23 protein-coding genes are annotated in these 25,512 nt (G+C 72.6%); 14 read left to right on the top strand and 9 right to left on the bottom strand.

The window, feature by feature from the left end; genetic code table 11:
* Positions 1–91: 91 nt before the first annotated feature.
* Positions 92–823, bottom strand: coding sequence for an SDR family oxidoreductase (locus ABFX54_RS16800; protein ID WP_346105795.1), 732 nt, complete (start codon positions 821–823; stop codon positions 92–94).
* 73 nt (positions 824–896) lie between these two features.
* On the opposite strand from ABFX54_RS16800, the gene ABFX54_RS16795 reads away from it, so the two are divergent.
* From ABFX54_RS16795 to ABFX54_RS16780, 4 genes are all read left to right on the top strand, one after another.
* Positions 897–1,709, top strand: coding sequence for a helix-turn-helix transcriptional regulator (locus ABFX54_RS16795; RefSeq protein ID WP_346105793.1), 813 nt, complete (start codon positions 897–899; stop codon positions 1,707–1,709).
* A 183-nt stretch (positions 1,710–1,892) separates the two neighbouring features.
* On the top strand, positions 1,893–3,152 hold the full coding sequence (locus ABFX54_RS16790; protein WP_346105791.1) for a phospholipase D-like domain-containing protein: 1,260 nt from the start codon (positions 1,893–1,895) through the stop codon (positions 3,150–3,152).
* 48 nt (positions 3,153–3,200) lie between these two features.
* Positions 3,201–5,057 carry a DUF2264 domain-containing protein gene (locus tag ABFX54_RS16785; RefSeq protein WP_346105789.1) on the top strand — a complete coding sequence of 619 codons (1,857 nt, stop codon included), beginning with the start codon at positions 3,201–3,203 and terminating at the stop codon, positions 5,055–5,057.
* A 137-nt stretch (positions 5,058–5,194) separates the two neighbouring features.
* A complete protein-coding gene (locus ABFX54_RS16780; RefSeq protein ID WP_346105787.1) occupies positions 5,195–6,577 on the top strand; it encodes a S28 family serine protease in 1,383 nt (460 codons plus the stop codon).
* A 91-nt stretch (positions 6,578–6,668) separates the two neighbouring features.
* Here ABFX54_RS16780 and ABFX54_RS16775 read toward each other — a convergent pair whose 3' ends face one another.
* Positions 6,669–7,760, bottom strand: a complete 1,092-nt coding sequence (locus tag ABFX54_RS16775; protein ID WP_346105785.1) for a Gfo/Idh/MocA family protein — start codon at positions 7,758–7,760, stop codon at positions 6,669–6,671.
* Between the two features lie 10 nt (positions 7,761–7,770).
* Positions 7,771–8,529 carry a ThuA domain-containing protein gene (locus ABFX54_RS16770; RefSeq protein ID WP_346105783.1) on the bottom strand — a complete coding sequence of 253 codons (759 nt, stop codon included), beginning with the start codon at positions 8,527–8,529 and terminating at the stop codon, positions 7,771–7,773.
* A 229-nt stretch (positions 8,530–8,758) separates the two neighbouring features.
* Here ABFX54_RS16770 and ABFX54_RS16765 point away from each other — a divergent pair, with 229 nt between their 5' ends.
* Both ABFX54_RS16765 and ABFX54_RS16760 read left to right on the top strand, forming a co-directional pair.
* Positions 8,759–9,772: a LacI family DNA-binding transcriptional regulator gene (locus ABFX54_RS16765; RefSeq protein WP_346105781.1), complete on the top strand. Its 1,014-nt coding sequence runs from the start codon at positions 8,759–8,761 to the stop codon at positions 9,770–9,772.
* 144 nt (positions 9,773–9,916) lie between these two features.
* Positions 9,917–11,281 carry a sensor histidine kinase gene (locus ABFX54_RS16760; protein WP_346105779.1) on the top strand — a complete coding sequence of 455 codons (1,365 nt, stop codon included), beginning with the start codon at positions 9,917–9,919 and terminating at the stop codon, positions 11,279–11,281.
* Positions 11,282–11,295: 14 nt separating this feature from the next.
* On the opposite strand, the gene ABFX54_RS16755 is transcribed toward ABFX54_RS16760, so the two are convergent.
* Positions 11,296–12,726 carry a hypothetical protein gene (locus ABFX54_RS16755; RefSeq protein ID WP_346105777.1) on the bottom strand — a complete coding sequence of 477 codons (1,431 nt, stop codon included), beginning with the start codon at positions 12,724–12,726 and terminating at the stop codon, positions 11,296–11,298.
* Positions 12,727–13,075: 349 nt separating this feature from the next.
* On the opposite strand from ABFX54_RS16755, the gene ABFX54_RS16750 reads away from it, so the two are divergent.
* On the top strand, positions 13,076–13,375 hold the full coding sequence (locus tag ABFX54_RS16750; RefSeq protein WP_346105775.1) for a hypothetical protein: 300 nt from the start codon (positions 13,076–13,078) through the stop codon (positions 13,373–13,375).
* 97 nt (positions 13,376–13,472) lie between these two features.
* On the opposite strand, the gene ABFX54_RS16745 is transcribed toward ABFX54_RS16750, so the two are convergent.
* Entirely contained in the window at positions 13,473–14,393 is a 921-nt protein-coding gene (locus tag ABFX54_RS16745; RefSeq protein WP_346105773.1) for a DNA-3-methyladenine glycosylase family protein, read from the bottom strand.
* 97 nt (positions 14,394–14,490) lie between these two features.
* On the opposite strand from ABFX54_RS16745, the gene ABFX54_RS16740 reads away from it, so the two are divergent.
* The gene (locus ABFX54_RS16740) at positions 14,491–15,366 is read left to right on the top strand and encodes an NAD-dependent epimerase/dehydratase family protein (protein WP_346105771.1); all 876 of its coding nucleotides are present in this window, start codon (positions 14,491–14,493) and stop codon (positions 15,364–15,366) included.
* Here ABFX54_RS16740 and ABFX54_RS16735 read toward each other — a convergent pair.
* The gene (locus ABFX54_RS16735) at positions 15,330–16,319 is read right to left on the bottom strand and encodes a MerR family transcriptional regulator (protein ID WP_346105769.1); all 990 of its coding nucleotides are present in this window, start codon (positions 16,317–16,319) and stop codon (positions 15,330–15,332) included. The genes ABFX54_RS16740 and ABFX54_RS16735 overlap by 37 nt on opposite strands.
* 126 nt (positions 16,320–16,445) lie before the next feature.
* Between ABFX54_RS16735 and ABFX54_RS16730 the strand changes: the two genes are divergently transcribed.
* Both ABFX54_RS16730 and ABFX54_RS16725 read left to right on the top strand, forming a co-directional pair.
* Entirely contained in the window at positions 16,446–16,778 is a 333-nt protein-coding gene (locus ABFX54_RS16730; protein ID WP_346105767.1) for an SCO4225 family membrane protein, read from the top strand.
* A 37-nt stretch (positions 16,779–16,815) separates the two neighbouring features.
* Positions 16,816–17,088: an antitoxin gene (locus ABFX54_RS16725; protein WP_346105765.1), complete on the top strand. Its 273-nt coding sequence runs from the start codon at positions 16,816–16,818 to the stop codon at positions 17,086–17,088.
* Between the two features lie 113 nt (positions 17,089–17,201).
* Here ABFX54_RS16725 and ABFX54_RS16720 read toward each other — a convergent pair whose 3' ends face one another.
* Positions 17,202–18,521 carry an MFS transporter gene (locus ABFX54_RS16720; RefSeq protein WP_346105763.1) on the bottom strand — a complete coding sequence of 440 codons (1,320 nt, stop codon included), beginning with the start codon at positions 18,519–18,521 and terminating at the stop codon, positions 17,202–17,204.
* A 136-nt stretch (positions 18,522–18,657) separates the two neighbouring features.
* Between ABFX54_RS16720 and ABFX54_RS16715 the strand changes: the two genes are divergently transcribed.
* Complete coding sequence (locus tag ABFX54_RS16715) at positions 18,658–20,157, top strand: cobyric acid synthase (RefSeq protein WP_346105761.1); 1,500 nt, start codon at positions 18,658–18,660, stop codon at positions 20,155–20,157.
* Positions 20,158–20,163: 6 nt separating this feature from the next.
* On the opposite strand, the gene ABFX54_RS16710 is transcribed toward ABFX54_RS16715, so the two are convergent.
* Positions 20,164–21,192: a 1-acyl-sn-glycerol-3-phosphate acyltransferase gene (locus tag ABFX54_RS16710; RefSeq protein WP_346105759.1), complete on the bottom strand. Its 1,029-nt coding sequence runs from the start codon at positions 21,190–21,192 to the stop codon at positions 20,164–20,166.
* 19 nt (positions 21,193–21,211) lie between these two features.
* Complete coding sequence (locus ABFX54_RS16705) at positions 21,212–22,030, bottom strand: patatin-like phospholipase family protein (RefSeq protein WP_346105758.1); 819 nt, start codon at positions 22,028–22,030, stop codon at positions 21,212–21,214.
* Between the two features lie 101 nt (positions 22,031–22,131).
* Here ABFX54_RS16705 and ABFX54_RS16700 point away from each other — a divergent pair, with 101 nt between their 5' ends.
* The 3 genes from ABFX54_RS16700 to ABFX54_RS16690 all read left to right on the top strand — a co-directional run bounded on the left by ABFX54_RS16700 (position 22,132) and on the right by ABFX54_RS16690 (position 25,389).
* Positions 22,132–23,043, top strand: a complete 912-nt coding sequence (locus ABFX54_RS16700; RefSeq protein WP_346105756.1) for an ABC transporter ATP-binding protein — start codon at positions 22,132–22,134, stop codon at positions 23,041–23,043.
* Complete coding sequence (locus tag ABFX54_RS16695) at positions 23,021–23,812, top strand: ABC transporter permease (protein WP_346105754.1); 792 nt, start codon at positions 23,021–23,023, stop codon at positions 23,810–23,812. Before ABFX54_RS16700 ends, ABFX54_RS16695 begins: the two co-directional genes overlap by 23 nt.
* A gap of 524 nt (positions 23,813–24,336) precedes the next feature.
* Complete coding sequence (locus ABFX54_RS16690) at positions 24,337–25,389, top strand: PucR family transcriptional regulator (RefSeq protein ID WP_346105752.1); 1,053 nt, start codon at positions 24,337–24,339, stop codon at positions 25,387–25,389.
* Positions 25,390–25,512: the final 123 nt, after the last annotated feature.

Below are 25,512 nucleotides of genomic sequence, written 5' to 3'. Positions count from 1 at the left end.
GTCTCACGAGAGCAGGCTCGGCGGAAGGCGATCTTCCGAAAGAGTCAGCCCATTGTCCCGCCGGCCGGGAGCGCCCGCGCCCTCCCCACCGCTACCAGGGCACGGTGGTCCCGTCCCAGGAGACGTACGCGCCGGTGGGGCCGTCGTCGGGAAGCAGGGCCAGTCGCACGGCCGCCTCCGCCGCCTCGGCCGGGTCGCCGCCCGAGGCGGCACGCTCGGTGAGATCGGTCTTGCGCAGCCCGGGAGCCAGGGCGTTCACCTTGAACCCCGCCTCGTCCAGCGCCTGCGCGTAGTAGATCGTCAGGGCGTTCAGCGCCGCCTTGGACGAGCGGTAGGCGGCGCCCGAGCCGGCCGCGAGCGCGAACGCGTGCGACGGGTCCGCGCTCCAGGTCAGCGAGCCGGTGCCGCTGGAGATGTTCACGATCCTGGGCCTGGGGGAGCGGCGCAGCGCGGGCAGGAAGGCGTTGGTGACCGCGAGGACGCCGAAGACGTTCGTCTCGTACGTGCGCCGGAAGGAGTCGATCCCCGCGTCGGGTGCCTTCGCGTCGTCGGGCATGATCCCGGCGTTGTTGACCAGGATGTCCAGCCGGTCCACCTCCCGCGCCGCGGCCGCGATGCTCCCTTCGTCGGTGACGTCGAGGACCAGCGGCCTGGCGTCGCCGCCGATCTCCTTGACCGCCTGCTCGCCCCGGCCGAGGTCGCGCGAGCCGACGTAGACGGTGCAGCCCGCGTCCGCGAGCTGGCGGGCTATCTCCTTGCCGATCCCCTTGTTGGCGCCGGTGACCAGCGCGACGGAATCCCGTGGTGCCGTGAAGTCGTTCATGCCTTCGACGATGCCCCCGGCGACAGGGGTTCAGCCAGGGACAGCCGATCCCTGGAAGAGAGGGGAGACGCGCGTGGCCAAGCGGGAGCTGGCCCGTTTCCTGCGGGCGCGGAGGGAGGGCCTGCGTCCCGCCGACGTGGGCCTGCCCGCCGACCGGCGGCGCAGGACACCGGGGCTGCGCAGGGAAGAGGTGGCTGAGCTGGCGAACATGTCGGTCGACTACTACGCCAGGCTCGAACAGGCGCGCGGGCCCCGCCCGTCGCCGCGCGTCCTCGACGCGCTCACCGGAGCGCTGCGGCTCGACCGCGCCGAGCGCACCCACCTGTTCCAGCTGGCCGGAGCGCCGCCCACGCCGCCGCCCGGCCCGGTACGCCGCGTCCGTCCCGACGTGGCCGGGCTGCTCGACCGCATCCCCGACGCGGGCGCCATCGTCACCGACGCGAGTTACGACGTCGTCGCCTGGAATCGGCTCGCCCACATCCTGCTGGGCGGGGACTTCGAGACCGAGCCGAACCTGGCCCGCCGCCGCTTCCTGGGCACCGGCCCACTGCCCGAGAGCTCCGGCAGGGAGGAGTTCGGCCGTGTCGTGGTCTCCCGCCTGCGCCGGGCCGCCGAGCGGTACCCGAGAGACGGGGCGCTGGCCGGGCTGTTGCGTGAGCTGCGGGCGGGGAGCGCGGAGTTCGCCGAGCTCTGGGAGGCCAATCCGGTGCACGCGCCGGGCCACCGTACGAAGACGGTGCCGCATCCGGGCGGCGGCATGTTGAAGGTGAACTGCGACATTCTCGTGGTCCCCGACGACGATCAGCAGGTCGTCTTCATCACCGGGGATCCGGGCACGCCCGCCGCCCGCGCGCTGCGCGAGCTGAACCGTACGCGGGGCGACTAGCGCGAGGCGGCGGGGCCCGGGGATCGGGGATCGGGGATCGTGGTGCGGCGGGCGGGCTCAACGGATGCTCAACGAGGGTTCAACAGCACCGGGCGCATCATGCGGATCGCCCGCCGGTGACGCCGGGAAGCGAGATCATGCGGTTGTGCGCCCAGGCGTCCGTGATCACGTACAGGAGCCCTCATGCGAATGAAGACATCCACCGTCCTGGCCTGTCTCGGGGCCTTGGGCATCGGCGTCGCGCCGGTCACCGGGGCGGCGGCCGACGTGAGCGGCCCGCCGGTGATGAACGCGCCGGTGTTCAACGACCCGACGGCCGACTCGGGCGTCGCCGGGAGCCCGAGCGCCACGCAGTCGGCCGTGATGGACCAGCTCATCAGGCTCGTCAAAGCCGTCCCCGCGGGTGGCGAGATCCGGTTCGCGATGCACGAGTTCGCCCCGGGCGACCGGTCGAGCGAGGTGGCCTCGTCGCTGATCGCCGCGCACGAGAGGGGCGTCGGCGTCCAGGTCATCATGGACAGCCAGGAAGACGGCGGCAACGACGCCGTCTTCGGGCAGCTCAGCGCCGCGCTCGGCACCACGGAGACGGCCGCGTCGTGGGCGGTTCGGTGCGAGTACCCGAGCCAGGACGTCAACCGCGGCTGCATCGCCCGCGACTACCTGCACGACAAGTTCGCCACCTTCTCCCGCGTCGTCGCCGGCGGCACCACCTACGACAAGGTCGTCTTCCAGAGCTCGTCGAACCTGTCGAACTGGTACCTGTACAACTCCTACAACGACGGGTTCACCCTCTCCGACTCCACGGTCTACGACGGCTATGTCCGTTACTTCAAGGACCTGCGCGCCGGGCGGCTCAAGCCGGTCGACCCCGACTACTTCTGGACGACTCCCACCGGCTCCACGTACAAGGGGCACTTCTTCCCCCGCCTGAGCTCGGAGGGCGACCCGATCGTCAACGTGCTCAAGCTGGTCGAATGCGGTTACAAGGACGCCGACGGCGTGAGCAGACAGACGGACATCCGCCTGGCCCTGACGGCCTTCAACGCCGCCAGGAAGGAGATCGCCGACGAGCTGATCAGGCTGCGCGGCGAGAACTGCTGGATCGACATCGTGTACTACGACGACCCCGCGAAGCGGAACGTCACCGACTACATCAGGGGCCTGCTCGCCCGCAAGGCGTCGAACGGCAAGTACCTCCAGGTCAGGCCGTGCCGGTTCACCGTCGGCAACCGGTCGGTGGTGCCGCACACGAAGCTGATGATGATCGACGGCGCGTACGACGGCGGCATCACGCCCCGCGTCTACACCGGCAGCGCGAACTTCACCACGCTGGAGAACGCCGACGACTCCCTGCTCCGGATCAGCGGCCGTGACGTGCACTCCCAGTACCTGTCGTGGTTCTACAAGATCCGCAGCGCCTGTGGCGGCGGAGCCGCCGGCTAGGCGGTCTCCGGGTCGGTAAGCGCTTACCCGCGTAGTATCCTCCGCCTCATGGCTTTTCGTCTCCCCCCGTCCGACGACCACCTGTCCGGTCACACCGGTTGGATCCGGGCGCACTGGGAGGCCATGGCCGACCACCTGCTCGACTCCGTGCTCCCGTACGCGACGGACGGCTTCGCCCAGTTCCGTCTGCCGGGCCGGGCGAGCAGGTCGGGACCGGTCAGCGACGGGCTGGAAGGGTTCGCCCGCACGTTCCTGCTCGCCGCCTTCAGGATCGCCGGCGCGGGCGGCCGGGTGCCGTCCGCGCTGATCGAGCGGTACGCGAGCGGCCTGGTGGCCGGCACCGACCCGGCGCACCCGCACGCCTGGCCGCCGCTGACCGACATGTCGCAGCAGCTCGTCGAGGCCGCCTCGATCGCGCTCGCCCTGCACGAGACCCGCCCGTGGCTGTTCGACCGGCTGGCCCCGGCCGAGCGGGAGCGGGTGGTGGCCTGGCTGGCCGGGTTCATCGGGCGGCGCACCCCGGACAACAACTGGGTGCTGTTCCGGGTGGTCGTCGAGCAGTTCCTGGCCGAGGTGGGCGGGCCGTACGAACCCGGCGAGATCCAGGGCGGCCTGGAGCGCATCGAGAGCTGGTACGCCGGCGACGGCTGGTACTCCGACGGCCAGGGCAAGAACTTCGACTACTACTGCGGCTGGGCCATGCACCTCTACCCGTCGCTGTGGGCCAGGATGGCCGGCGACAGCGCCCGCCAGGAGCTCTACGCCGCCCGGCTGCACCGCTTCCTGGGCCAGTACCAGCACTTCTTCGCCGCCGACGGCGGTCCTGTGCACCAGGGTCGGTCGCTGACGTACCGGTTCGCCACGGTCGTCCCGTTCTGGCTGGGCGCGCTGACCGGCGCCACGCCGCTGCCGCCCGGCCGCACCCGGCGCATCGCCAGCGGCGCGCTGCGGCACTTCGCCGAGCGCGGCGCGCCCGACGAGCGCGGCCTGCTCACTCTCGGCTGGTACGACGCCTTCGAGCCGGTCACGCAGTCGTACTCGGGGCCGGCGTCGCCGTACTGGGCCAGCAAGGCGTTCCTCGGCCTGCTGCTGCCCCCTGAGCACCCCGTCTGGACGGAGCCCGAGCAGGCCGCGCCCGTCGACCTGGCCGACCAGTCGATCGCCATGCCCGCGCCCGGCTGGCTGCTGCACGCCACCCGCGACGACGGCGTGGTCCGGCTGATCAACCACGGCAGCGACCGCGACCGCGTCCAGGACCAGGACGCCGCCCCCGACCCGCACTACCTCAAGCTCGCCTACACCAGCCACTCGGGACCCGAGACGGGAGACGTTGACAACCACCTGGCCGTCCTCGGCCCCGACGGCGCCGCCTCGCTCAGGCGGCGGATCGAACCCCTGGCCGTCGCCGACCGCTTCGCCGCCTCCGCCTACCAGGACGGCCCCGTCCGGGTGGTGACGGCCTCGGTCGTGGACGGGGCGGCCGAGATCAGGATCCACCGGGTCACCGCCCCCGCCGGGCGTCTGGTGCGCGACGGCGGTCACGCCCTGGCCGCCCCGGTGCCGCTCGACCTGGGAGAGGGGGAGGCCAGGCGGCTGGACGGGCTGGGCAGCGGGGTGCGGCCGCTGCACGGGTACACGGGCACGGGGATCGTCACGGCCGAGGGGGCCAACGCCTTCGGGCGCCTTTCTGCCACCCCGTACGCGATCGGCGCCCATCCCGGCGGCACCGCCGTCTACGTCAGCCTCGTCTGGCTGGCCGGGACGCCGCCGGCGTCGCCCGGCGTGCGCGTCGAGGGGGACGACCTGGTCGTCCTCACCCTGGCCGGCGGCGACACGGCGACCGTCCACCTGAACGGCACCCCGTCCTGCAAACGGGCTCCCGCGCTGAACGGCTCCCCGCGCTGAACGGGCCTCCGCGCTGAACGCGATGCTCGTGCCGAACGCGGCGCACGCGCGGGGCGGCAGGAGGCTGTTCGGGTGGGGGATGATCGGTATACGGTCGGGCGATACTGGTCCTCCTCCCCTCCAAGGAGCGGCATACCGTGCGATCCCGGTTCCTGGCCGCGCTGGCGGCCGCGATGGCCGTCATGACGGCCCTCACGCTCAACGCTCCACCCGCCGCGGCGCAGGACGACCTGCTGGACAGGCTCAAGGCCATCCCAGGACTCACCGTGGTGTCGGAGACCCAGCCGACCGGCTACCGGTTCTTCGTCATGACCTTCACCCAGCCGGCCGACCACCGCCACCCCGGCAAGGGGACCTTCCAGCAGCGGCTCACCCTGCTGCACCGCTCGGCCGACGCGCCCGTGGTGCTCTACACCGGGGGATACGGGCTGCCCGCCGCCCCCACGGCCTCCCGTACCGAGCCGACCCGGCTGCTGGACGGCAACCAGGTCTCCGTCGAGCACCGCTTCTTCAGCCCGTCCCGTCCGTCACCAGCCGACTGGGACGACCTGACGATCTGGCAGGAGGCGACCGACGAGCACCGGATCGTCCAGGCGCTCAAGACCGTCTACTCGGGCAAGTGGATCCAGACCGGGGCCAGCAAGGGCGGCATGACGTCGGTCTACCACCGCCGCTTCTACCCCGGCGACGTGGACGGCGTGGTGGCCTACGTCGCGCCCGACGACCCGGTGAACCAGGCGGACCAGACCTACGACCGCTTCTTCGACCGTGTCGGCACCCCCGCCTGCCGTGCCGCGCTGCGGACCGTGCAGCGCGAGGCGCTCAAGCGCCGCGACCGCATGGTGGCGCTGCTGGAGGCCGACGCCGCGCGTAACGGCTACACGTTCGCGAGGACGCTCGGCAGCGCCGACCGCTCGTTCGAGATGACGATCCTCGACACGGCGTGGGCGTTCTGGCAGTACATGTCCGAGGCGGACTGCGCCGCCGTGCCGCCCGCGAGCGCCACGGACGAGGAGCTGTACGCCTGGATCGACGCCGTCACCTTCTTCGGCTTCTACACCGACCAGGGCCTTGAGTACTACTGGCCGTACTACTACCAGGCGTCCACCCAGCTCGGCTGGCCCGACCTGAAGTTCGCGCACCTGCGCGGGCTGACCCGCCACCGCGGCCTCTACCACCCCAACTCGGTGCTGCCCACCGAGCTGCGCTCCCGGCACGACCCGCGCCCGATGCTCGACGTGGACCACTGGGTGCGCACCCGGTCGGAGCGCATGCTCTTCGTCTACGGGCAGAACGACCCGTGGAGCGCGGAGCGGTTCACCCCGAGCCGGCGTGACTCCTACCTCTACGTCGCGCCCGGCTCCAACCACGGGGCGAGCATCGCGCGGCTGACCGAGGCGGACCGGCAGGCGGCCACCGCCACGCTGCTGCGCTGGGCGGACGTGCCGCAGGCGCGGCGGCTGCCGGAGGCGGCGAGCCTGCCCGACGACGACATGCTCATCGACCGCCGCACCCACTGACCACGGCACCTCCTGACCGCCCGTCGCTGACCGCTCCCGCTGACCGCCGCCCTGCGCGCCCGCCTCATCTCGGCAGGCGCGCGAGCGGCGGTCAGTCCGTTCCGGCGGGTGCGCGGGCCGGTGCGGCCGTTCCCCAGGACGCCAGCCGCTCGCGGACCTCCCGCCGGACGGTCAGCGCCAGCGCGTCGCGGTACGCACGTTCCAGCAGGTCCGCGAGCTCGACCCGAGCCGCGCCCGACTCGGCCGAGCGGACCGCCGCCTCGACCATCGCCAGGCTGCCCAGGTTGCGGGCGATGGACCCGGACGGCTCCACCCCGGTCCGCAGCGCCGCGACGAACTCCGCCAGCGCACCCGCGATCTCCTCACCGGCGCCGGGCGGCACGTCGGCGGCGCCGTCCAGGCTGGAGGTGACCCGGTCCACGCCGTCCCACGTCGCGCTCCCGCCGGCGCCGACCGCGCGCCACTCGCCGTTCCACGACGTCTCCAGCCCGTCCGCGCACCAGCTTCCGCTGTAGACGTAGCGGGCGCCGCCGTCGAAGCGGAACGTCGCCGTCGCGGAGGCGTCCCCGCGATACCAGCTCCATGACGGGTTCCAGCTCTCGCACACGACCGAGACCGGCTCCGTACCGAGCAGATAGCGGGCCGCGTCGAAGGCGTGGATGGCCATGTCCACCAGCAGCGGCTGCGGCATCTCGGCGCGGAAGCCGCCGAACCTCGGGGCGCGGTAGAAACCGGTGGTCAGCAGGCCGGGAGGCCCGAGCGCGGCGATCCGCTCCCGGTAGGCGGCCAGCGCGGCGTAGTAGCGGCGCGACTGGCTGATCATCAGCAGCCGCCCGGACGCCTGCGCGGCCGCGGCCTGGACGAGCGCCTCGGCCAGCGTGGGCGCGGCCGGCTTCTCGCACAGGACGGGGACACCGGCGAACAGCGCCTCGACGCTGACCTCGGTGTGGGCCTCGGGGACGGTGACGTTCACGACGGCGTCCGGCCTGGTCGCCGCCAGCAGGGCGCCGAGCGAGGCACTCACCTCGGCGCCGCCGCCGACCGAGCGCACGGCCTGCTCCGCCCGCGCCACGTCGAGGTCCGCGACCCCGACCACCTCGACGTCGGGGGAGGCGGTCAGCGTACGCAGCCAGGCCAGCCCCATCGCACCGGCCCCGACCTGGACGACGCGGAGCCCGCTCACCGGGCCTGCTTCACGGGGCCGTGGGGGCCGTGCTGGGGAGGAAGTCGCCGGAGTCGTGACGCCGCACCGCGGGCAACTCGCGCCTGGACCGGTCGCCGGCCGCCCACTCGACGCCGTTCGCGATGACCTGGAGCACGTCCGGATGGTGGTAGACCGGAAAATCCTGGTCGCCGGGGCTGAAGTAGAAGATCCTGCCGTTGCCGCGGCTGAAGGTGCAGCCGCTGCGGAACACCTCGCCGCCGGTGAACGAGCTGATGAAGACGAGCTCGTCGGGCACGGGAATGTCGAACTGCTCGCCGTACATCTCCTGGGCGGGGATCACGATCGGGTGGGGAATGCCGCGCGCGATGGGATGGGTGGGGGCGACCGTCCAGACCAGCTCGCGGTCATTCTCGCTGCGCCAGCGCAGCGAGCACGTGGTGCCCATGAGCCTGGTGAAGATCTTCGAGAAGTGGCCCGAGTGCAGCACCAGCAGCCCCATGCCCGACAGCACGTGCCGGTGCACCCGCTCCACCACCTCGTCGGCCACCTCGCCGTGCGCGGCGTGCCCCCACCAGGTGAGCACGTCGGTGCCGGCCAGCACCTCCTCGGTCAGGCCGTGCTCGGGCTCGTCGAGCGTGGCGGTGCCCACGGTGGCCCGCCCGCCCAGGCGGGCCTCGATGCCGCGCCGGATCGCGTTGTGCATGCCGTCCGGATAGATCTCGGCGACCTTCGGCTCGACCTGCTCGTGCCGGTTCTCACCCCACACCGTGACGTGAATGGCTCCCACGACAGTCCTTTCCTCGGCGTTCGATCAGCGCGTTCGGCGATTTCGGTACGGAGCCACGCGCGGCCGGTCGGCCTTGATTTATCAAAGCGCTTTACCATGCTCGCTTGTGCAGTATGTTGCGCCGTTCTGTTGGTGATGTCAATAACAAGTCGAGCGTTTATGGAAGCCCCGGGGGCGATATAGTCGCGAGTGCTTTCGCACGCCCGCGCCTGATGGGGAGGCGGCCTCGATGGTCACGATGCGCGACGTCGCCGAGCGGGCCAACGTCTCGATCGCCACGGTCTCGTTCGTCGTCAACGGCAGCAAACGGGTCTCCCCTGAGACGCGCGCCCGCATCGAGGCGGCCATCCAGGAGCTCAACTACCGGCGCAACGTCGTCGCCCGCGCCCTGGCCAGCTCGCGCACGCGCATCCTCGCCCTGCTCCACCCCGATCTGGAGTCCCGGCCCAACGCCACGGTGATCCAGTTCGTCATGGGGGCGGCCCACGGGGCGCGCGAGCGCGGCTACGACCTGGTGTTGTGGCCGGTCAACGACGACGAGCAGATGTCCCACCTGCTGGCCGGCGGGCTCGTGGACGGAGTGCTGCTCATGGAGGTGCGGATCCGCGACCCTCGGGTCGAGCGGCTGCTGGCGTCGGGGGTGCCGTTCGCGCTGATCGGCCGTACCGAGAAGGACGACCTGCCGTACGTCGACATCGACTTCGCCACCACGATCGAGCGGGCGGTCGCGCATCTGCGCTCCTTCGGCCACGAGCGCATCGCGCTGGTCACGCAGCGCACGAAGGCGCAGGCCGGCCACGAGCCTGGCCGGATCACGCGGGTCGAGTCCGCCTACCTCGACGCCATCGCGCCGCTCGGGGCCCCGCCCGCCATCGTCGCGGTGGAGGGCACGTCGGCCGGGGGGCGCGAGGCCGCGAGCGTGCTCGGCGCGGACTTCCCCGGCTCGACGGCCGTGATCCTGGTCAACGAGGGCGCCTCGGCGGGGCTGGTCAAGGGGTCGCGGGCGCTCGGGCGGCGCGTCCCCGAGGACCTGTCCATCATCTCGGCGGCCACCACGCGCGAGCTGGGCGAGATGATCGAGCCGGCTCTGACCGTCATGGTGGCGCCGGCCCCCGAGCTGGGCCGCCTGGCCGCCGACGCCCTGATCGACCAGCTCGAAGGCGTCCAGGACGCGCCGCCGCACGTCCTGATCCCATGCGCCCTGGAGCCTGGCCAGTCGGTCGGCCCCGCGCCCACGGGCTGAGTCGCGAACGGAGGGAGTGCCCACCGCCCTGGGCCTGCGGCGACTATGCACCGTTATGGGTGCCGAAACGGATTTGTCGGGGAATCTCCCGAGGTTAGCGGCGAAGGCGACGACTGTGTTCTGCTGACCCTCGGGGGAGACTGCGTGAGCACACGGTTGGGCCGCTCGCTGCGGACACGGCTGGCGATGTTCGCCGGCATCGCGATGCTGCTGCTGTACATCGTCGTCAGCGCGTCCGTCTTGTACGGCATCCGCAACGAGGCCTCGGACGCCAGGGCGCACGACATCAGGGGCAAGACCATCACGGTGCTGCTCATGATCAAACGTGGCAAGCTGCCTCAGGTGCTGGACCCGTCCGGGCTCGACGGTCTCCAGGTGCTCAACCCGCGCGGCGAGCCGGTCGCCTGGAGCCCCAACCTGGCCGGTCAGCCCCGGGTGACCTCGGAGATCCCCCACCTGCGCCAGACCAACGACTACACCACGCTGTGCGATCTGCCCGCCTTCGACCACAAGTGCCAGATCGCGGTGGTGCTGATCGCGTACCAGCCGGACGGGGAGTGGACGATCTACGGTTTCGGCCCGGCCGTCCCCTGGTACGTCAGCCCGCAGGTGCTCATGTTCCAGATCGGCCTGGCGGTGGTGCTGGTCGCGCTGACCTGGTTCGGGGTCTCGCGCGTCGTGGCCCAGACGCTCGCGCCCGTCGGCGACATCACCAGGAAGCTCGCCGAGATCAGCGCGGGCGGCGGCGGCATGCGCGTGCCCGTGCCGGAGTCCGACGACGAGATCAAGGCCCTGTCGGAGACCGCGAACGAGATGCTGGGCCGGCTGGAGTCGGCCCTGGAGCAGCAGCGGGTGCTGATGGAACGGCAGCGCAGGTTCGCCGCCGACGCCTCGCACGACCTCCGCAGCCCGATCACGGCGATGCGCGCCCAGATCGAGGACGCCCTGCTCCATCCCGACGACACCGACTGGCGGGAGACGGGCGCCGCGGTGCTGGCCAGCCTGGACCGGCTCCAGGCCATCGTGACCGACCTGCTCACGCTGACCAAGCTGGACGCCGGCGCCGCCGACAACCGCGAGCCCCTCGACCTGAGCGAGCTGATCGCCGCCGAGACCGCGAGGCCACGCCGCAAGCAGATCGTCACCACGCTGCAGCCGGGCCTGCGGGTCATGGGCGACCGGCTCCAGCTCGCCCGCCTGCTGACGAACCTGCTGGACAACGCCGAGCGGCACGCCGAGTCGAAGATCGTCGTGACCGCTCGACAGGAGGGCGACGACGCCGTGATCGAGGTGGTCGACGACGGCGCCGGCATCGCGCCGGATCAGCGCGAGATCGTCTTCCAGCGCTTCACCCGCCTCGACGCCTCCCGCAGCCGCGACGCCGGCGGCACGGGGCTCGGGCTGGCCATCGCCCGCGAGATCGCCTCGGTCCACCTCGGGACGCTGACCTTGGAGGACTCCGACGTCGGCGCCAGATTCGTCCTCCGGATCCCGATCTCGGAGGACTGACCGGTCTTCGCGGTTCAGCGCAGCTGGTAGGCGTGCCAGCGGCCCGGCATCCCGGCCGCCTCCCAGGGCCGCAGGAACGGCGCGGGCGTCGGGCCTCCCCGGTCCACGACCACCACCCGCGTGCCCGTGCCCGGCGCCCCGCGCACCTGGGCCGGTGCCTCCTGCGGCCAGCTCAGGACCGGGTAGCCGTGGCAGCCCATCCGGTAGGCGATCATCACCGCGTGCTCGCCGTAGACCAGGCAGGGCGGCCGGACGTCCATGGCCAGCAGCGCGCGGGCCACCCGGACGTCGTCCCCGCGCCTGGCCAGCCCGCCCGTGACGACCTTGTCCAGCGTGATCCCCTGAAGGACGACCTGGGCCACCACACCGGCGGCCACGAGCCCGGCCAGGGCGGGGCGCCGGCCCGGAGACCACACGGCGTGCGCGACGGGCAGGGCCAGCAGCGCGTACGCGGGCAGCAGGAAGCGGGGCGCCGCGTACCCGACGAGGAAGGCGTACGGGACGGCCATGGCCAGCCCGCAGCCGACGGCCAGCACGAACCCGGGCAAGCTGGGCACGCCGCCGGGCACGCGCGGGGCTGCGGGTGATCGGTCGTGGCGGCGGGCGGCGTACAGGCCGAGCAGAGCCAGGACGGGAACCGCGATCAGCCAGACCAGCCACGGCGTCACGACGGGCCCGCAGTCGGCGGGAGGGCGGCACAGCAGCGGCCCGTCCAGCGCCCTGACGTGATCGAGGAGCGAGACGTGCAGGCCGGTCTCGTTCGCCGCACCGGCCGCGTGCCAGCGCGCCGCCAGGCCGCCGAAGCGCACGTACGCCTCGACGATCCAGTCCGCCCAGCCCACGGCCAGTCCGGCTACGAGGGCGGCCCCGGCCCGCCGGCACCTCCACCCGGGCCAGGCCAGGGCGAGCGCGAGCGGGAGCACGAGCCAGACGCTGTCCGGCGGGCGCAGCAGCGCCACGGCCGCCACGCTCAGCGCCAGCCCGGTCGCCGGGCCGAGCCCCGCCCCCGGACGTACGCAGCGCAGGAAGAACCCCGTGGCGGCCACCGCGCCGAAGGCCACCCACAGGTTCGGCATGGCCTCGTTCCCGTAGAACAGCGCGAGCCACGTGGACGCGAACAGCAGGGCGGCGACCGGCACCACGGGCCCGGGACGCACCCGCAGCCAGACGCCGAACGACGCGTACAGCCCCAGAGCGGACAGCACGCACAGATAGACCCGCAGCGCCTCGGTGGACGAGGTGACCAGCACCACGGGGGCGACCAGCAGCGTGATCCCCCTGGCGCGCGGCGCGATGAACTCGGCCGCCGGCACGCGCGGGTCGACCTGGCTGACGTAGACGACCTCGTCCCAGCCCAGCCCCATCCCGGGGGCGACCGCGACGAGCTGGACGACCGCGTAACCCACCGCCACCAGAACCAGCCACGCCCGCCCTGCCCGCCACACTGACCGCGACCGTGCCCGCCACGCCCGCCACGCCCGCCACGCCCGCCACGCCCACCACGCCCACCACGCCCACCACGCCCACCACGACTGTGCCTGCCACGCCGACCGCGACCGTGCTCGCCACGCCGACCACGGCGCCATCCGGCGGGGCAGCGGCGTCTCATTCGATCCCACCGCCCCGTTCTTAGCCCCGGTCGCCACGCCACGGCGGGCGGAACGGCGAGTGCTGGCGCAACGCATGCCCGTCCATGACGTTCGCGAGGGTCGCCGCCTGCGGGATGACTGACCCGCCGGAGATCGGGAATGCATCTCCCGGACCGGGATTGTGCGACATCGAAGGGAGATCCACATGGACCAGCGGGGATCCGGCGACCGGCATGAGCGCACCACCGCGGGCGGCTCGCCCGCGCACGTCCGCTGCACACCTCCCGCCGCCGCCGCGCTGTTCGAGATCGCCGTCCTGGACACCACGAGCGAGGACGGCCGGCCGCGCTGGCACACGATCGGCTGGGGCGTGGGCAGGGGCGAGGCCGACAGCATCGCGGAGACGTACGTGACCCGTCCGGTGTGCCCCTACGACGCGGCCCAGATCCGCCACAACGGCCACCTGGTTGGCGTGCACCGCAGGCCGGCGGGCCGAACCGGCTAGACCAGCCGACGCGTCCCTGCGTCCCGGTCCGGCTCAGTGGCGCGGACCGGTGGTGCCGGTTCGGTGGCGCGGACCGGTGGTGCCGGTCGGCGCCGCCTCAGGACGCGTCGCCGGGGGTCCGGTCGCGCGGCTCGCCGTCGTTCATGACGCCGTACGCGGTCGCCCGGAACAGGAACGACGCCCACGAGCGGTAGGGCCGCCACGAGTCGGCCAGCCTCCGGTACGCCGACGGCGGCGCGTCCTCCGCCAGCCCGTACGCCTCACGCAGGATCGCGAACAGCCGCGGCTCGTCACCGGGGAACGCGTCCGGCGCCCCCGCGCCCCTGATCAGGATCAGCCCCGCCGAGAACGGCCCCACCCCGGGCAGTCCGCGCAGCTCGGCCAGCGCCTCCTCGGGGGCGAGCGAGCGCAGGTGCTCCGTGGTGAGCAGCCCGTCGAGCGCCGCCCTGGCCAGCCCGCGCACCCACTCCTCCTTCTGCGCGGGCAGCCCGAGACCGCCCGCGTCCAGCAGCGAGACAGGCGGTGGGAAGGCCGCGATCGGCTGCCCGCCCACCTCGACGCGCGCGCCGTACCGCTCCGCGATGCGCTGCTTGATCCGGGACGCGACCAGCATCGACGAGCGCTGCACGATCACCGCCCAGCAGGCCGCCTCCCACGGGCTCCAGAAGCACACAGGCCGCAGCCCCGGCCGCAGCCGCTGGAGGTCGCCGAGCACCGGGTCGGCCTCGCCCAGCTTGGCGAATCCGGCGCCGTCCACGTCGAGGGAGAGGATCCGTGCCACCTCGCCCCTGATGCCCGGCCCCGCCGCCCGCGTCGTCGCCACCTCCACTCCGCCGGGTGCCCCCGTCACGCTCACCCCGATCGGCCGCCAGTCCGACTCCGCGCAGTAGGCGAAACGCAGCGTCCGGCCGTCCGAGGGCGGCAGCGCGCTGGTGGCCGGCCAGTCCTCCACGAAGCGCAGGGAGTCGGCGAAGTCGAACGGACCTTCGGCGGTGATCGTGAATCCGTGCGTGGTCATGGGCGTATGGTAGGCGCCGCTCGGGGCCGGCCGGCGATCACCGTCGCCGGCGCCTCGACGGCGGCAGAACAGGTATCGGACTGACAGGAGTACTCACATGCGCATCTTCGTCGCGGGCGGCACCGGCGCCGTCGGCCGGTATCTCGTCCCGGCGCTCGTCGCCGCCGGTCACGAGGTCACCGCGACCAGCCGGACGGAGGCGGGGCTGGCCCTGCTGGCCGGCCAGGGGGCGTCCGGCGTGCGCCTCGACGTCTACGACGCCGAGGCCGTCCGACGGACAATCGCCGCCGCCGCGCCCGAAGCGATCATCCACCAGCTCACCGCGCTGAGCGACGGCAACCCGGCCGACAACGGCCGCATCCGCAGGATCGGCACCCGCAACCTGGTGGACGCCGCCCGGCGCGCCGGCGTTCCGCGCATCGTGGCGCAGTCGATCTCCTGGGTGTACGAGCCCGGCGACGCCCCCGCCACCGAGGCCACCCCTCTGGACGAGCGGGCGCCCGAGCCCAGGGCCGGCATGATCGCCGCGGTCCGTGCCCTCGAAGACGCCGTCTCCGAGCTCGACCGGTACGTCATCCTGCGCTACGGCCTCTTCTACGGCCCCGGCACCTGGTACCGGCCGGGCGGGCCGGTCGCCGACGTGCTGCGCGGAGACACCGGCGATCCCGCCGCGCGGATGCTCGGCGACCTGGCCGCGAACGACGCGGTGTCGTCCTTCGTCCACGTCGAGGACGCGGCCCTGGCCGCCGTCGCCGCGCTCGACTGGCCGTCGGGCCCGGTCAACATCGTGGACGACGAACCCGCGCCCGCCCGCGAGTGGCTACCGGCGCTCGCCGCCGCCGTGGACGCACCCGCCCCCGCTCCGACGGCGGGGCGGCCGGCCTGGCAACGCGGCGCCGACAACACCTTGGCCCGCTCCCGCGGCTGGCGCCCTCGTCACCCCACCTGGCGAACGGGTTTCGGCGCGGGCTGACTCGGCGGGGCGTCCCGGTCGGGCAGGTGGGTGCGCAGTGCTGTGACGAACCAGGTGAGGGCCGGGGCCAGGCTCTCCGGCGGTAGCCAGCCGTTGATCACGGCCAGCAGCTCGGCGTACCGCTCCCTGCGCGGATCCGCGGCCGCCTCCAGCCGGTCCAGCAGGGTCGCGCCATCGAGACCCGTCGCGGTGAGCAGCGCCGCCACGTACGGTTCGGCCTCGGCGGAGGCCGGGTCGATGCCGGCGGCGAGCGCGGGCGCGGCCCGACCCCGAGCCATGGCGGCCGCATCCGGCCGCACGACGGCGATCTGCGCCTCACCCCGTCCGCGTCCGGCCAGGTGATCGGCCAGATGGTCGGCCGTGTGTTCGGCCAGGCGGCGGATCAAGGCGCGGAAGGCCGGGTCGCGGGAGAGTCCGGCCAGTTCCACCCACGCCTCCACCTGCTCGGCCTCGGGATCCTCCGGGAGCTCGGGCGTCATCGACGTCATGATGCCGGCGAAGGCCGGATCCCCGTCCAGGTCGCCGAAGGCGGCGGCGAGGAAGTCGCCGATCAGGCGGCGCCGCTCGGCCTGCGACAGTCGGGCGAGTTCGTGCATCAGTTCCATCTCCTCTGGGGTGGAGCCGCGTCTGGCCACGGCCGTCAGCACGGCCTGGCGCAGGCGCAGCGTGCGGATCTGGGTCTCCAACGCCGCCGCGTGCGCGGCCGCGAGCTCGGCCAGCGAGATCTCCCGGTCCACGACGGCACGCACGGTGGCCAGGTCGAGCCCGAGGTCGCGCAGCGTGCGTACGAGGTCGAGGCGGGCGAGGGCGGTCGGGTCGTAGCGGCGGTAGCCGGCGGGGCTGCGGCAGGCGGGTGGCACGATGCCCTGATCGGAATAGAACCGGATGGTCTTGACCGTGAGCCCGGTCCGCCGGGCCAGGTCGCCGATCGAGTAGAGCGTGTCCCCGTCCATGCCCCCACTCTCGCGCCTCCCCTCACTGGAGACTCAAGCGCCCTGACGGAGATGAGCCGGGGTACTCAGCGGGCCTGGGGACGAATGCTCAGGCCGGCGCGGGCCCGCCCCTGACAGGCTGGGGGAATGAGTTCGCTGAGAGAGTACGTGTCGCGCTACGACCGGTGGCGGCGCGGTCTGGCGATAGCGGGGGCGTACGCGCTGCTCGTCCTGGGGGTCGCCGCCTATGTCGAGATCAGTACCCGGCTGGCGGCGAACAGCCAGGGGCTTGAGGGCATCTACCTCTTCATGGTCACGGCTCCGAGCTCGTGGCTCATCATGCTGCTCCCGGTGTCCGACATGCTGCCGTCGGAGCTGTATCTCGCGCTGATCGTGGGAGCCGGCCTGCTGCAGGCGTGGGTGTTGTGGCTGCTCACGCGGGGTCGGCGGGTGGTACATCATCCGCGGCAGCCGGGGTAGGGGGCCGGGAGACAGGACAAACGAGGGGGACACGGTCATGAGCCGCATAGCGGAGTGGCTGAAGAAAGCCGAGAACCTGGCCCGGGGGCACTCCAAGCAGGCAGACCAGATACTGGACCGCGCCGAGAAGTACGCGAAGGAACGTACCGGGCACAAATACGACGACCAGATCAGCAAGGGCACCGACGCCGTGCAGCAGCGTTACGGCGGGGGCGGCGGCCAGCAGTCCGGTCAGCAGCAGCCCGGTCAGCAGCCGGCGGGCCAGGAGACCCAGGAGGAGCGCGAGCGGCGCATGCCGCCGCAGGGCTGAGCCTCCAACGCGCGCAGAGCCGCAGGGCTGAGCGTCCAGCGAGCGGAGAGTCGCGGGACCGCTGACGGCGGGGACGGTGCCGGTGGCCACACCACCGGCACCGTCCCCGCACGTCAGCGGCGCGCGTCCTCCAGGACCTTGTTCGCGTCCCGTTCGAACGACGCCCTGGCCCCGAGCGTGAGCAGCCCGCCCACCACCATGGGGACGATCAGGACGTACATCCCGGACAACAGCGAGCCGAACCGGTCGGAGGCGATGCCGACGACCAGCGAGCCGAACGCGGCCCCAGCCGTGAGCAGCAGTTGCAGGACGGCGAAGCCGAGCCCGCGGGTGCCGGCGGACACCACGTCCGCCAGGCACGCCGTCATGTTGGGGATCGCGATCGACATCAGCGAGCAGGCGAGCAGCACCAGCGCCGTGAGCGCGCCGATCGAGTCCATGGACAGCGCGACGGCGAGGACCATGGAGCCCGCCGTGATGCCGCCGCCACCGGCGAGCAGCCGGCCGCCCTTGCGGGTGCCGTGCCATTTCCGGCCCAGCCACGAGCCGACGAGGGTGCCGGTGAGGGTTCCCGCGACGGTGATGAGGCCGCTGAGCGAGCCGGCCGTGGCCACCCCGACGCCGAACGTCCGCACCATGAGCGTGGGCAGCCAGTAGAAGACGCCGGCCAGGCCCAGGCTGAGCAGCGCCAGGCCGACGCAGACGAAGATCAGCGTCGGGATCGCCACCACCTGCCGGAACTGGGCCCAGAACGGCGCCTTGGCCTCGGCCGCGGGCGGGTCCGCCGGGAGCGATTCGCCGCTCGCCACCATCCGGTCGAGCTCGCCGCGGCGCGGCTCGCGCAGGAACCAGACGAGCAGCGCCGTGAGCACGCCGGGCACGACCATGATGAGGAACGCGGCGCGCCACCCGAAACTCCCGGCCAGTACGCCGCCGAGCAGGGTGCCGACGCCGCCCAGGTAGGTGGTGACGCGGGTGAGCCCGTACGCCTTGGCCCGGCTGGCGGGCGGGTAGTAGTCGGCCAGCAGGCTGCCCGCGGCCGGGTTGTCGATGTTCTCGGCCGCCGCCAGGAACACCCGCATCAGGTAGAACAGGGCGAAGCCCGTGGCCAGGCCCGAGCCGAGCGTGGCGATGGCCCAGCAGAAGACGACGATCGCGATGATGCGCGTACGGCTGAAGCGGTCGGCCAGATAGCCGGCGGGCAGGGCCACGACGGCCGCGGCCAGCGCGGCGGCAGTTGGGATGGAGCCGGCCGCGGTGTCGCTGAAGCCCCATTCCCGCTGGATGAGCGGAAGCACCCCGGACAGGAGGTTGTGCTCGATCCGGTCCACTAGTCCGACGATGAAGAGCACCACGAGGGGCGCCCATCCGAATGGTGCGCGGGAACGCGCGTCGATCAAGCCAGCACGCGGAGAACCGAACGTCCCGACCATGCCCACCCTTTCCAGTAGGGAAATCTAGAATTCTGTTCTAGGGCGATGTTCTAGTCAGAGTGGCAGAAGTCACAGCGTTCGTAAATGGGTGATTACCGCGAAATTTCGTGACTCACTCCTTCGATACGGTGGTCCCATGGTCAAGGGGGCACTGCTGGTCGCGGGTACCACGTCCGACGCGGGTAAAAGCGTGGTGACGGCCGGCATCTGCCGCTGGCTGGCCCGCCAGGGCGTCCGGGTCGCGCCCTTCAAGGCGCAGAACATGTCGCTCAACTCGTACGTCACCGCCGACGGCGCCGAGATCGGCCGCGCCCAGGCCGCCCAGGCGCGGGCGGCGGGCCTGGAGCCCGTCGCCGACATGAACCCCGTCCTGCTCAAGCCGGGCAGCGACCGCCGCAGTCAGGTCGTGCTCATGGGCCGCCCGGTGGCGGACGTGGACGCCATGGAGTACGGCGCGCTGAAGGGCATGCTGCGTAAGACGGCCCTGGAGGCCCTGCACCGGCTGCGCGAGCAGTACGACGTGGTGGTGTGCGAGGGCGCGGGCAGCCCGGCGGAGATCAACCTGCGCCGCACCGACATCGCCAACATGGGCTTGGCCAGGGCCGCGGACCTGCCCGTGCTCGTGGTCGGCGACATCGACAGAGGAGGCGTGTTCGCCGCCTTCTACGGCACGCTGAGCCTGCTGGACGCCGCCGACCAGGCCCTCGTCTCCGGTTTCGTGGTGAACAAGTTCAGGGGAGCGAAGGAGCTGCTGCAGCCCGGCCTCGACATGCTCGGGCGGCTGACCGGGCGCGAGGTGTACGGCGTCCTGCCCTGGCTCGAAGGACCCTGGCTGGACGTCGAGGACTCACTGGCCCTCGACGGCCGTCAGGTCACCGCGCGGCCCCCGTACGGGCGGCAGACCCTGCGGGTGGCGGTCGTGCGGCTGCCCAGGATCTCGAACTTCACCGACGTGGACGCGCTGGCCGCCGAGCCGGGCATCCTGGTGCGCTTCGTGAGCGATCCGGCCGAACTGGACGACGCCGACCTCGTCGTGCTGCCCGGTTCCCGCGCCACCGTCGACGACCTGACCTGGCTGCGCGAGCGCGGCCTGGCGGCGGCCCTGCGCGAGCGGAGCGGGCCCGTGCTGGGCGTCTGCGGCGGGTTCCAGATGCTCGGCAGGGAGATCGTGGACGAGGTGGAGTCGGGCGTGGGCCGGGTCGAAGGGCTGGGCCTGCTGCCGGTACGGATCACGTTCGAGCGGGAGAAGCGCCTGGCCAGACCCGAAGGGGAGGCGTACGGGGAGCGGGTGCGGGCGTACGAGATCCACCACGGGGTGGCCACGGTGGAGGGCGGCGAGCCCTTCCTCGACGGCTGCCGCCAGGGGAACGTCTGGGGTACCACCTGGCACGGCGCCCTGGAGAACGACGGCTTCAGGCGCGCGTTCCTGGCGGACGTGGCCGCGCGGGCGGGGCGGGACTTCGTCCCGGACCCGGGCACCGACTTCGCCACGCTGCGCGAGGAGCGGCTCGACGCGCTCGGAGACCTGGTCGAACAGCACCTGGACACCGCCGCCCTGCTCCACCTCATCCAGCACGGCCCGCCACCCGGCCTTCCGCTCCTGCCGCCGGGCTCCCAGATGGGCGAACCCCGGTGACCGCGCTCAGCCGTGTTCGGCGCGGTCGGGGGTCTTGGCCTGGCGCTGGGCGCTGATCCAGGCGTCGATCCGCTCCCAGTGGTCGTACAGCCAGCCGATCCTGGCCTCGCGCTCCGCGGGCACCTCGGCGGCGGGTACCCGCCACCACTTCGCGGTGATGTGAGCGCGTAGGGGGAGTTTGCGCCAGACGTCCCCAAGCGTGATCAGGTCGTCCAGGCCGGTGTGCGCGACGAAGATGACGTCCGCCCCCGGGCACGCCTCGATCGCCGCGATGGCGCCGTTCGGGCGGGGCGGGAGCAGGTGGTCCATGCCGCGCGCCCGATCCGCCTGCGCGGAAAGGCCCTTCTCCTCCAGCCGCCTGATCGCCAGCCGGCGGCGGCGCGGGGTGAAGTTGCCGCCCTCGGGGAAGATCACCAGGGCGTCCTGGTCGCCCATCGTCGCGGCCAGGCGGCGGATCTCCTCGACGACCCGGCTCTGCGCGGCGGAGCCTCGGGGGACGAACGCGTTCGGCAGCCGGTTGATGACGACGTCGAGCGAGGGGTCGTACTGGAGCGCGGCCTTCATGACGACGCGGGGCCGCCGGTGGTAGAACGCCAGCAGGTGGTAGATGAGCAGGAACGAGTCGCCCGGCCCCGCGTGCCGTGACAGCACGATGACCGGTCGCGTCAGCCGGGCCGCCCGCTCCTCCGGCGTCGGCTCGGGCTCCTCGATGTCCAGGGTCAGCCGGAAGATCCGCACCGCGGTGGCGTACACCTTCGACAGGAACCATCCGATCAGCGCGTAATGCCGCTCCTGCCGGCGCGCCCCGCCCGCCAGCCACAACCACAGGCAGGCGATCAGCACCGCCGACTCCAGCGTCAGCCAGACGATCCCGAACCAGACGAACCTCGGCCCCCTGCGCTGCGGCGGCGGCAGCCGCAACGAGGCGGCGGCCGTGACGACGAGCCAGAACGGCAGCGTCACCAGCATGAACAGGGTCATCACGATGACCAGAGGAGCCAGCACGAGCCTGCGCAGAATACGTGGTGGAATCAACGCGGCCTCCCTCAGAGGTCTACTCCCAGTCTCCACCGTCGCGCAGATAGCGGGAAGACGCCTGGTAGGCGCGCTCGATCGAGGCCGCGATCTGCGACACGTCGCGGTAGCGCAGCGGCGACAGCGGCTCGGTCATCCCGGTCGGCAGCACGTGCACCTCGACGCCCGGCGGCAGCGTGGCCAGGTCCTCGGCGAACCGGTGCCGGCGGGCGATCTCGAACGCCACCATGCCCACCTCCCAGAACCTCCTGGGCGGCGACAACGGCTGCTCGATCCTGCCGACGTGCAGCACGAAGACGCGTTTGGCCCCGAGCAGCACGGCCCGCCCGATCGGGATGCTGTGCACCAGGCCGCCGTCGTAGAAATGCTCACCGCCGATCACGACCGGCGGCAGCAGCCCCGGCACCGCGCACGACGCCAGCACCGCCTCCACCAGCGGCCCGCTGGTGAACCAGTGGGCCGCCGCGCGCTCGACCGAGGCCGCCACGCACTGGAACGGCACCCGCAACTCCTCGATCAGGGAGACCCGCAGCGTCTCGGTCAGCACCTCGCGCAACGGGCCGATCGGGTGCAGATGGGTGCCCGTCCTGGCCAGCGTCGACAGCCGGGCCACCCACGAGCCGGCGAAGGCCGTACGGACGATGTCGGAGCTCCACAGGCCCGCCAGCACGTCGGCCGCCTCGCCCGGCGCGGCGGCCACGACCGCCCCGTTCAGCGCCCCGACGGACGTGCCCACCACCAGGTCGGGCCGGATGCCCGCCTCGTCGAGCGCCCGCAGCATGCCGACCTCGTGCGCGCCGAGCACGCCGCCGCCACCGAGCACGAACGCGGTCTCCACGCGACTCACCCTCTCCTTGCCGGGTTCCGGAAGCCAAGCGGGCCACAACCTGCCGGGCCCGCCCCATGACGTGCCGCCCGGCGAGGCGCGACGATTCGGCCATGACAGCAGTGGTGCAGACCGAAGGGCTGACCAAGTATTACGGCAAACGCCGGGGTCTGGAGGATCTCACGCTCGACATCCAGCCGGGCGAGGTCTTCGGCTACCTCGGCCCCAACGGCGCGGGCAAGACGACGACGATCCGGCTGCTGCTGGACGTGATCAGGCCCACCAGGGGCACCGTACGCGTGCTCGGCGCCGATCCGCGCGAGCCCGCGACCCGCGCCAGGATGGGCTACCTGCCCGGCGACCTGGTGCTGGAGGAACGCGACCGGGCCATCGACTACCTGCGCTTCCTCGGCCGCGTCCGCGGCGGCGTGCCGGCCTCCCGCATCGAGGCCCTGGCCGAACGCTTCGACGCCGACCTGTCGGTGCCGATGCGCAGGTTGTCCAAGGGCAACAAGCAGAAGATCGGGCTGATCCAGGCGTTCATGCACGAACCGGAGTTCGTCATCCTCGACGAGCCCACCGCCGGGCTCGACCCGCTGGTGCAGCAGGAGTTCCTGGCGCTGGTGCGCGAGGTGCGCACCTCCGGGCGGACCGTGCTCATGTCCTCCCACGTGCTGGCCGAGGTGGAGAACGTCTCCGACCGGGTCGGCATCGTCCGCGGCGGCCGGCTGGTGGCCGTGGAGAACGTCGCCGTCCTGCGCGAGAAGGCGGTCCGCCGGGTCGAGCTGCACTTCGAGTCGCCCGTGCCGCGCGCCGCCTTCGCCGGCCTGCCCGGCGTACGGGACCTGCGCGTCGAGGGCGCCGGCCTGAGCTGCACCATCGACGGCCGGCCCGACGCGCTGATCAAGGCGGCGGCCAGATTCACCGTCGTGCACCTGGTCAGCGCGGAGCCGGACCTGGAGGAGATCTTCCTGACCTACTACAGCAACGAGGAGGCACACCATGATCGCCCGCGGTCTGCGTGACTTCCGATGGGCGCTCACCTGGTGGACCGCCGGCGTCAGTGCCTTCATCGTCATGTACCTGTCCGTCTTCCGCAGCATCAAGCAGAGCCCCGACCTGTACGGGCCCGCGATGCTGAGCAAGTTCCCCGGCCCGCTGCGCGACCTCATGGGCGGCCTCGAGGACATGACCTCCGGCGCCGGCTTCCTGCAGACCGTCGTCTACCAGCTGTTCGTCCCCATGTTGTGCATCGCCTGCGCGACCCTGCTGGCCAACCGGGCGCTGGCGGCGCCGGAGGAGACGGGGACGCTGGAGCTGATCGTCACCCTGCCGGTGGACCGGCGGCGGCTCGTGCTCGCCAGGTTCGCCGCGCTGGTCCTGGGCCTGCTCCTGCTGGCGGCCGTGACGCTGCTGGTCGCTGTCGGGATGGTCGCGCTCGTCTCCGCCGGGGTCCCGTTCGGCCGGATCCTCGCCGGGCACACCGGCGTCCTGCTGATCGCCCTCTTCTACGGCACCGTCGCCCTGACCGTCGGCGCCGCCACCGGCCGCCGGATCGTCGCCACCTCCGTGGTGGGGGTGTGGGTGGTGGCCGGGTACGCGGTCACCACCATCGGGCGGTCGGTGGAGTCCATCGCCTGGTTGAAGTGGGTTTCACCGTTTTACTACTACTCCTCGGGGCGACCCCTCTACGAGGGGCTGCCGGTGGGGGACTACCTTGTGCTGGCGGGGGCGACGGTGGTGCTCGCGCTCACCGCGGTACTCGCCTTCGACAGGCGTGACGTAGGAGTCTGATGCCCCGCCCCACCCTCCCCCCAGACCCGTCCTCCGACCCGCCGCCGGACGCCGACCCGCCTGCTGGTCCGGGGTCGGAGGCTGACTCGCCCGCTGGTCTACCGCCGGACGCCGGTTCGCCTGCGGGCCTACGCCCGCGCGCGGGCCCGCCCGCCGGCCTGCCTCCGGACACCGGCCCGCCCTCGGGTCTCCGGACGGATGCTCCCGCCGACATGCCTGCGAACAGGCGTGCGGGTCTGTCGGCGGACGTGCCTGCGGGTCTTCCCACGGCCCCGCACACCGACCTACGGGCAAAGGGACCCAGTGACCCTCGGGCGGAGAGGCCCGGTGACTTTCGGGGAGAGGGGCCTGGCGATCTTCGGGCGGAGGGACCTGGCGACCAGCGGGGAGAGGGACCTGGCGACCCGCAGGCGGAAGGGCCTGGCGACCTTCGGGCAGAAAGGCCCGGTGACCTTCGGGCGGAGAAGTCTGACGACCTGGGGGCAGACGGACCGGTGGGGGCGGGCCTGCCTGAGGAGCCGCACGTGGACAGGACGGAGGGAGGCGGGGCCGCGGAACTGCTCGGCGGGCACCGGCAGCGGCTGGCGGATCATGCGGCCACCGGCCGATTACCCGACAGGCAGGCCATGGACGCCTACCGCGCCGCCGGCACCAGGGCGGCGGAGGAGGGCGTCCCGCTGCGGGCCCTCGTGGACGCCGCCCTCGCCGCCGGCGAAGGTCTGCCCGGCGTACTGCCCGCACTCCGCAAGGCCGTCGCGGCGCTCATGGAGGGGTACGAGCGGGCGCAGCAACTGGCCTTGCGTGCCGAGGAGGACGCGCGCAGGGAGTTCGTGGACGACCTGCTCCAGGGCCGGGCCGAGCGGCTGGCGGAGCGGGCCGAGCACTTCGGGCTGCGGCTGGCCGAGTCGTACGTGGTGGCGGCGGCCCGCGGCATGCGCGACGGCGACCAGGACCGGATCGAACGGGACCTGATCGCCAGGTTCGGCTCCCACAACGTGCTCGTGGCCGTACGCGACGGGCTGCTCGTGTGCGTCGCCCCGGCGATGCTCCCGGCCGCCCTCGGCGAGTTCACCCATCTCGTACGCGCCCGCTTCCCGGTCGGCTGGCGCGTCGGCGTGGGCCGCCCGCACCGGGGCCCCGGGGGAGTGGTGGCCTCCTACCGGGAGGCGGCCCAAGCCCTTGAGCTGGCCGACGGCCTCGGACTCAAACCCGACGTCGTCAAGGCGGCCGACCTCCTGGTCTTCCCCGTACTGCTACGCGACAGAAGCGCCATCGAAGACCTGGTGACCAGCGTGCTCAACCCGCTCCTGGAGGCGCGGGGCGGCCATGAGCCGCTGCTGGAGACGCTGGAGGCGATCTTCGCCTCCCAGGGCAACCAGACGGCCGCGGCCAGGCGGCTGCGGGTGAGCCCGCGGGCGATCACGTACCGGCTGGAACGCATCCGCCGCCTGACCGGCTTCTCCCCGGACGATCCCACGCAACGCTTCACCCTGGAGACAGCAGTACTCGGCGCCCGCCTGTTGGGCTGGCCCACCACCTTTCCCCGCCCCACCCCCACCCCGCGCCAGAACCCATGACCCCTACTGGCGGCGCGTATCTCCCAGGTGGGCGTGCCGAGCTGTATGACCAACCTGGGGCAGGACGAGCTCCGGTCGCGAGGCTGTCAGTGGCGTTGACGGCCCCACGGCGGCGCATACGCC

This window comes from Nonomuraea maheshkhaliensis, from assembly GCF_039529435.1.
In the GTDB taxonomy this organism is placed as follows: Bacteria; Actinomycetota; Actinomycetes; order Streptosporangiales; family Streptosporangiaceae; genus Nonomuraea; species Nonomuraea maheshkhaliensis.
This window is presented reverse-complemented; position numbering and strand designations above follow the sequence as displayed.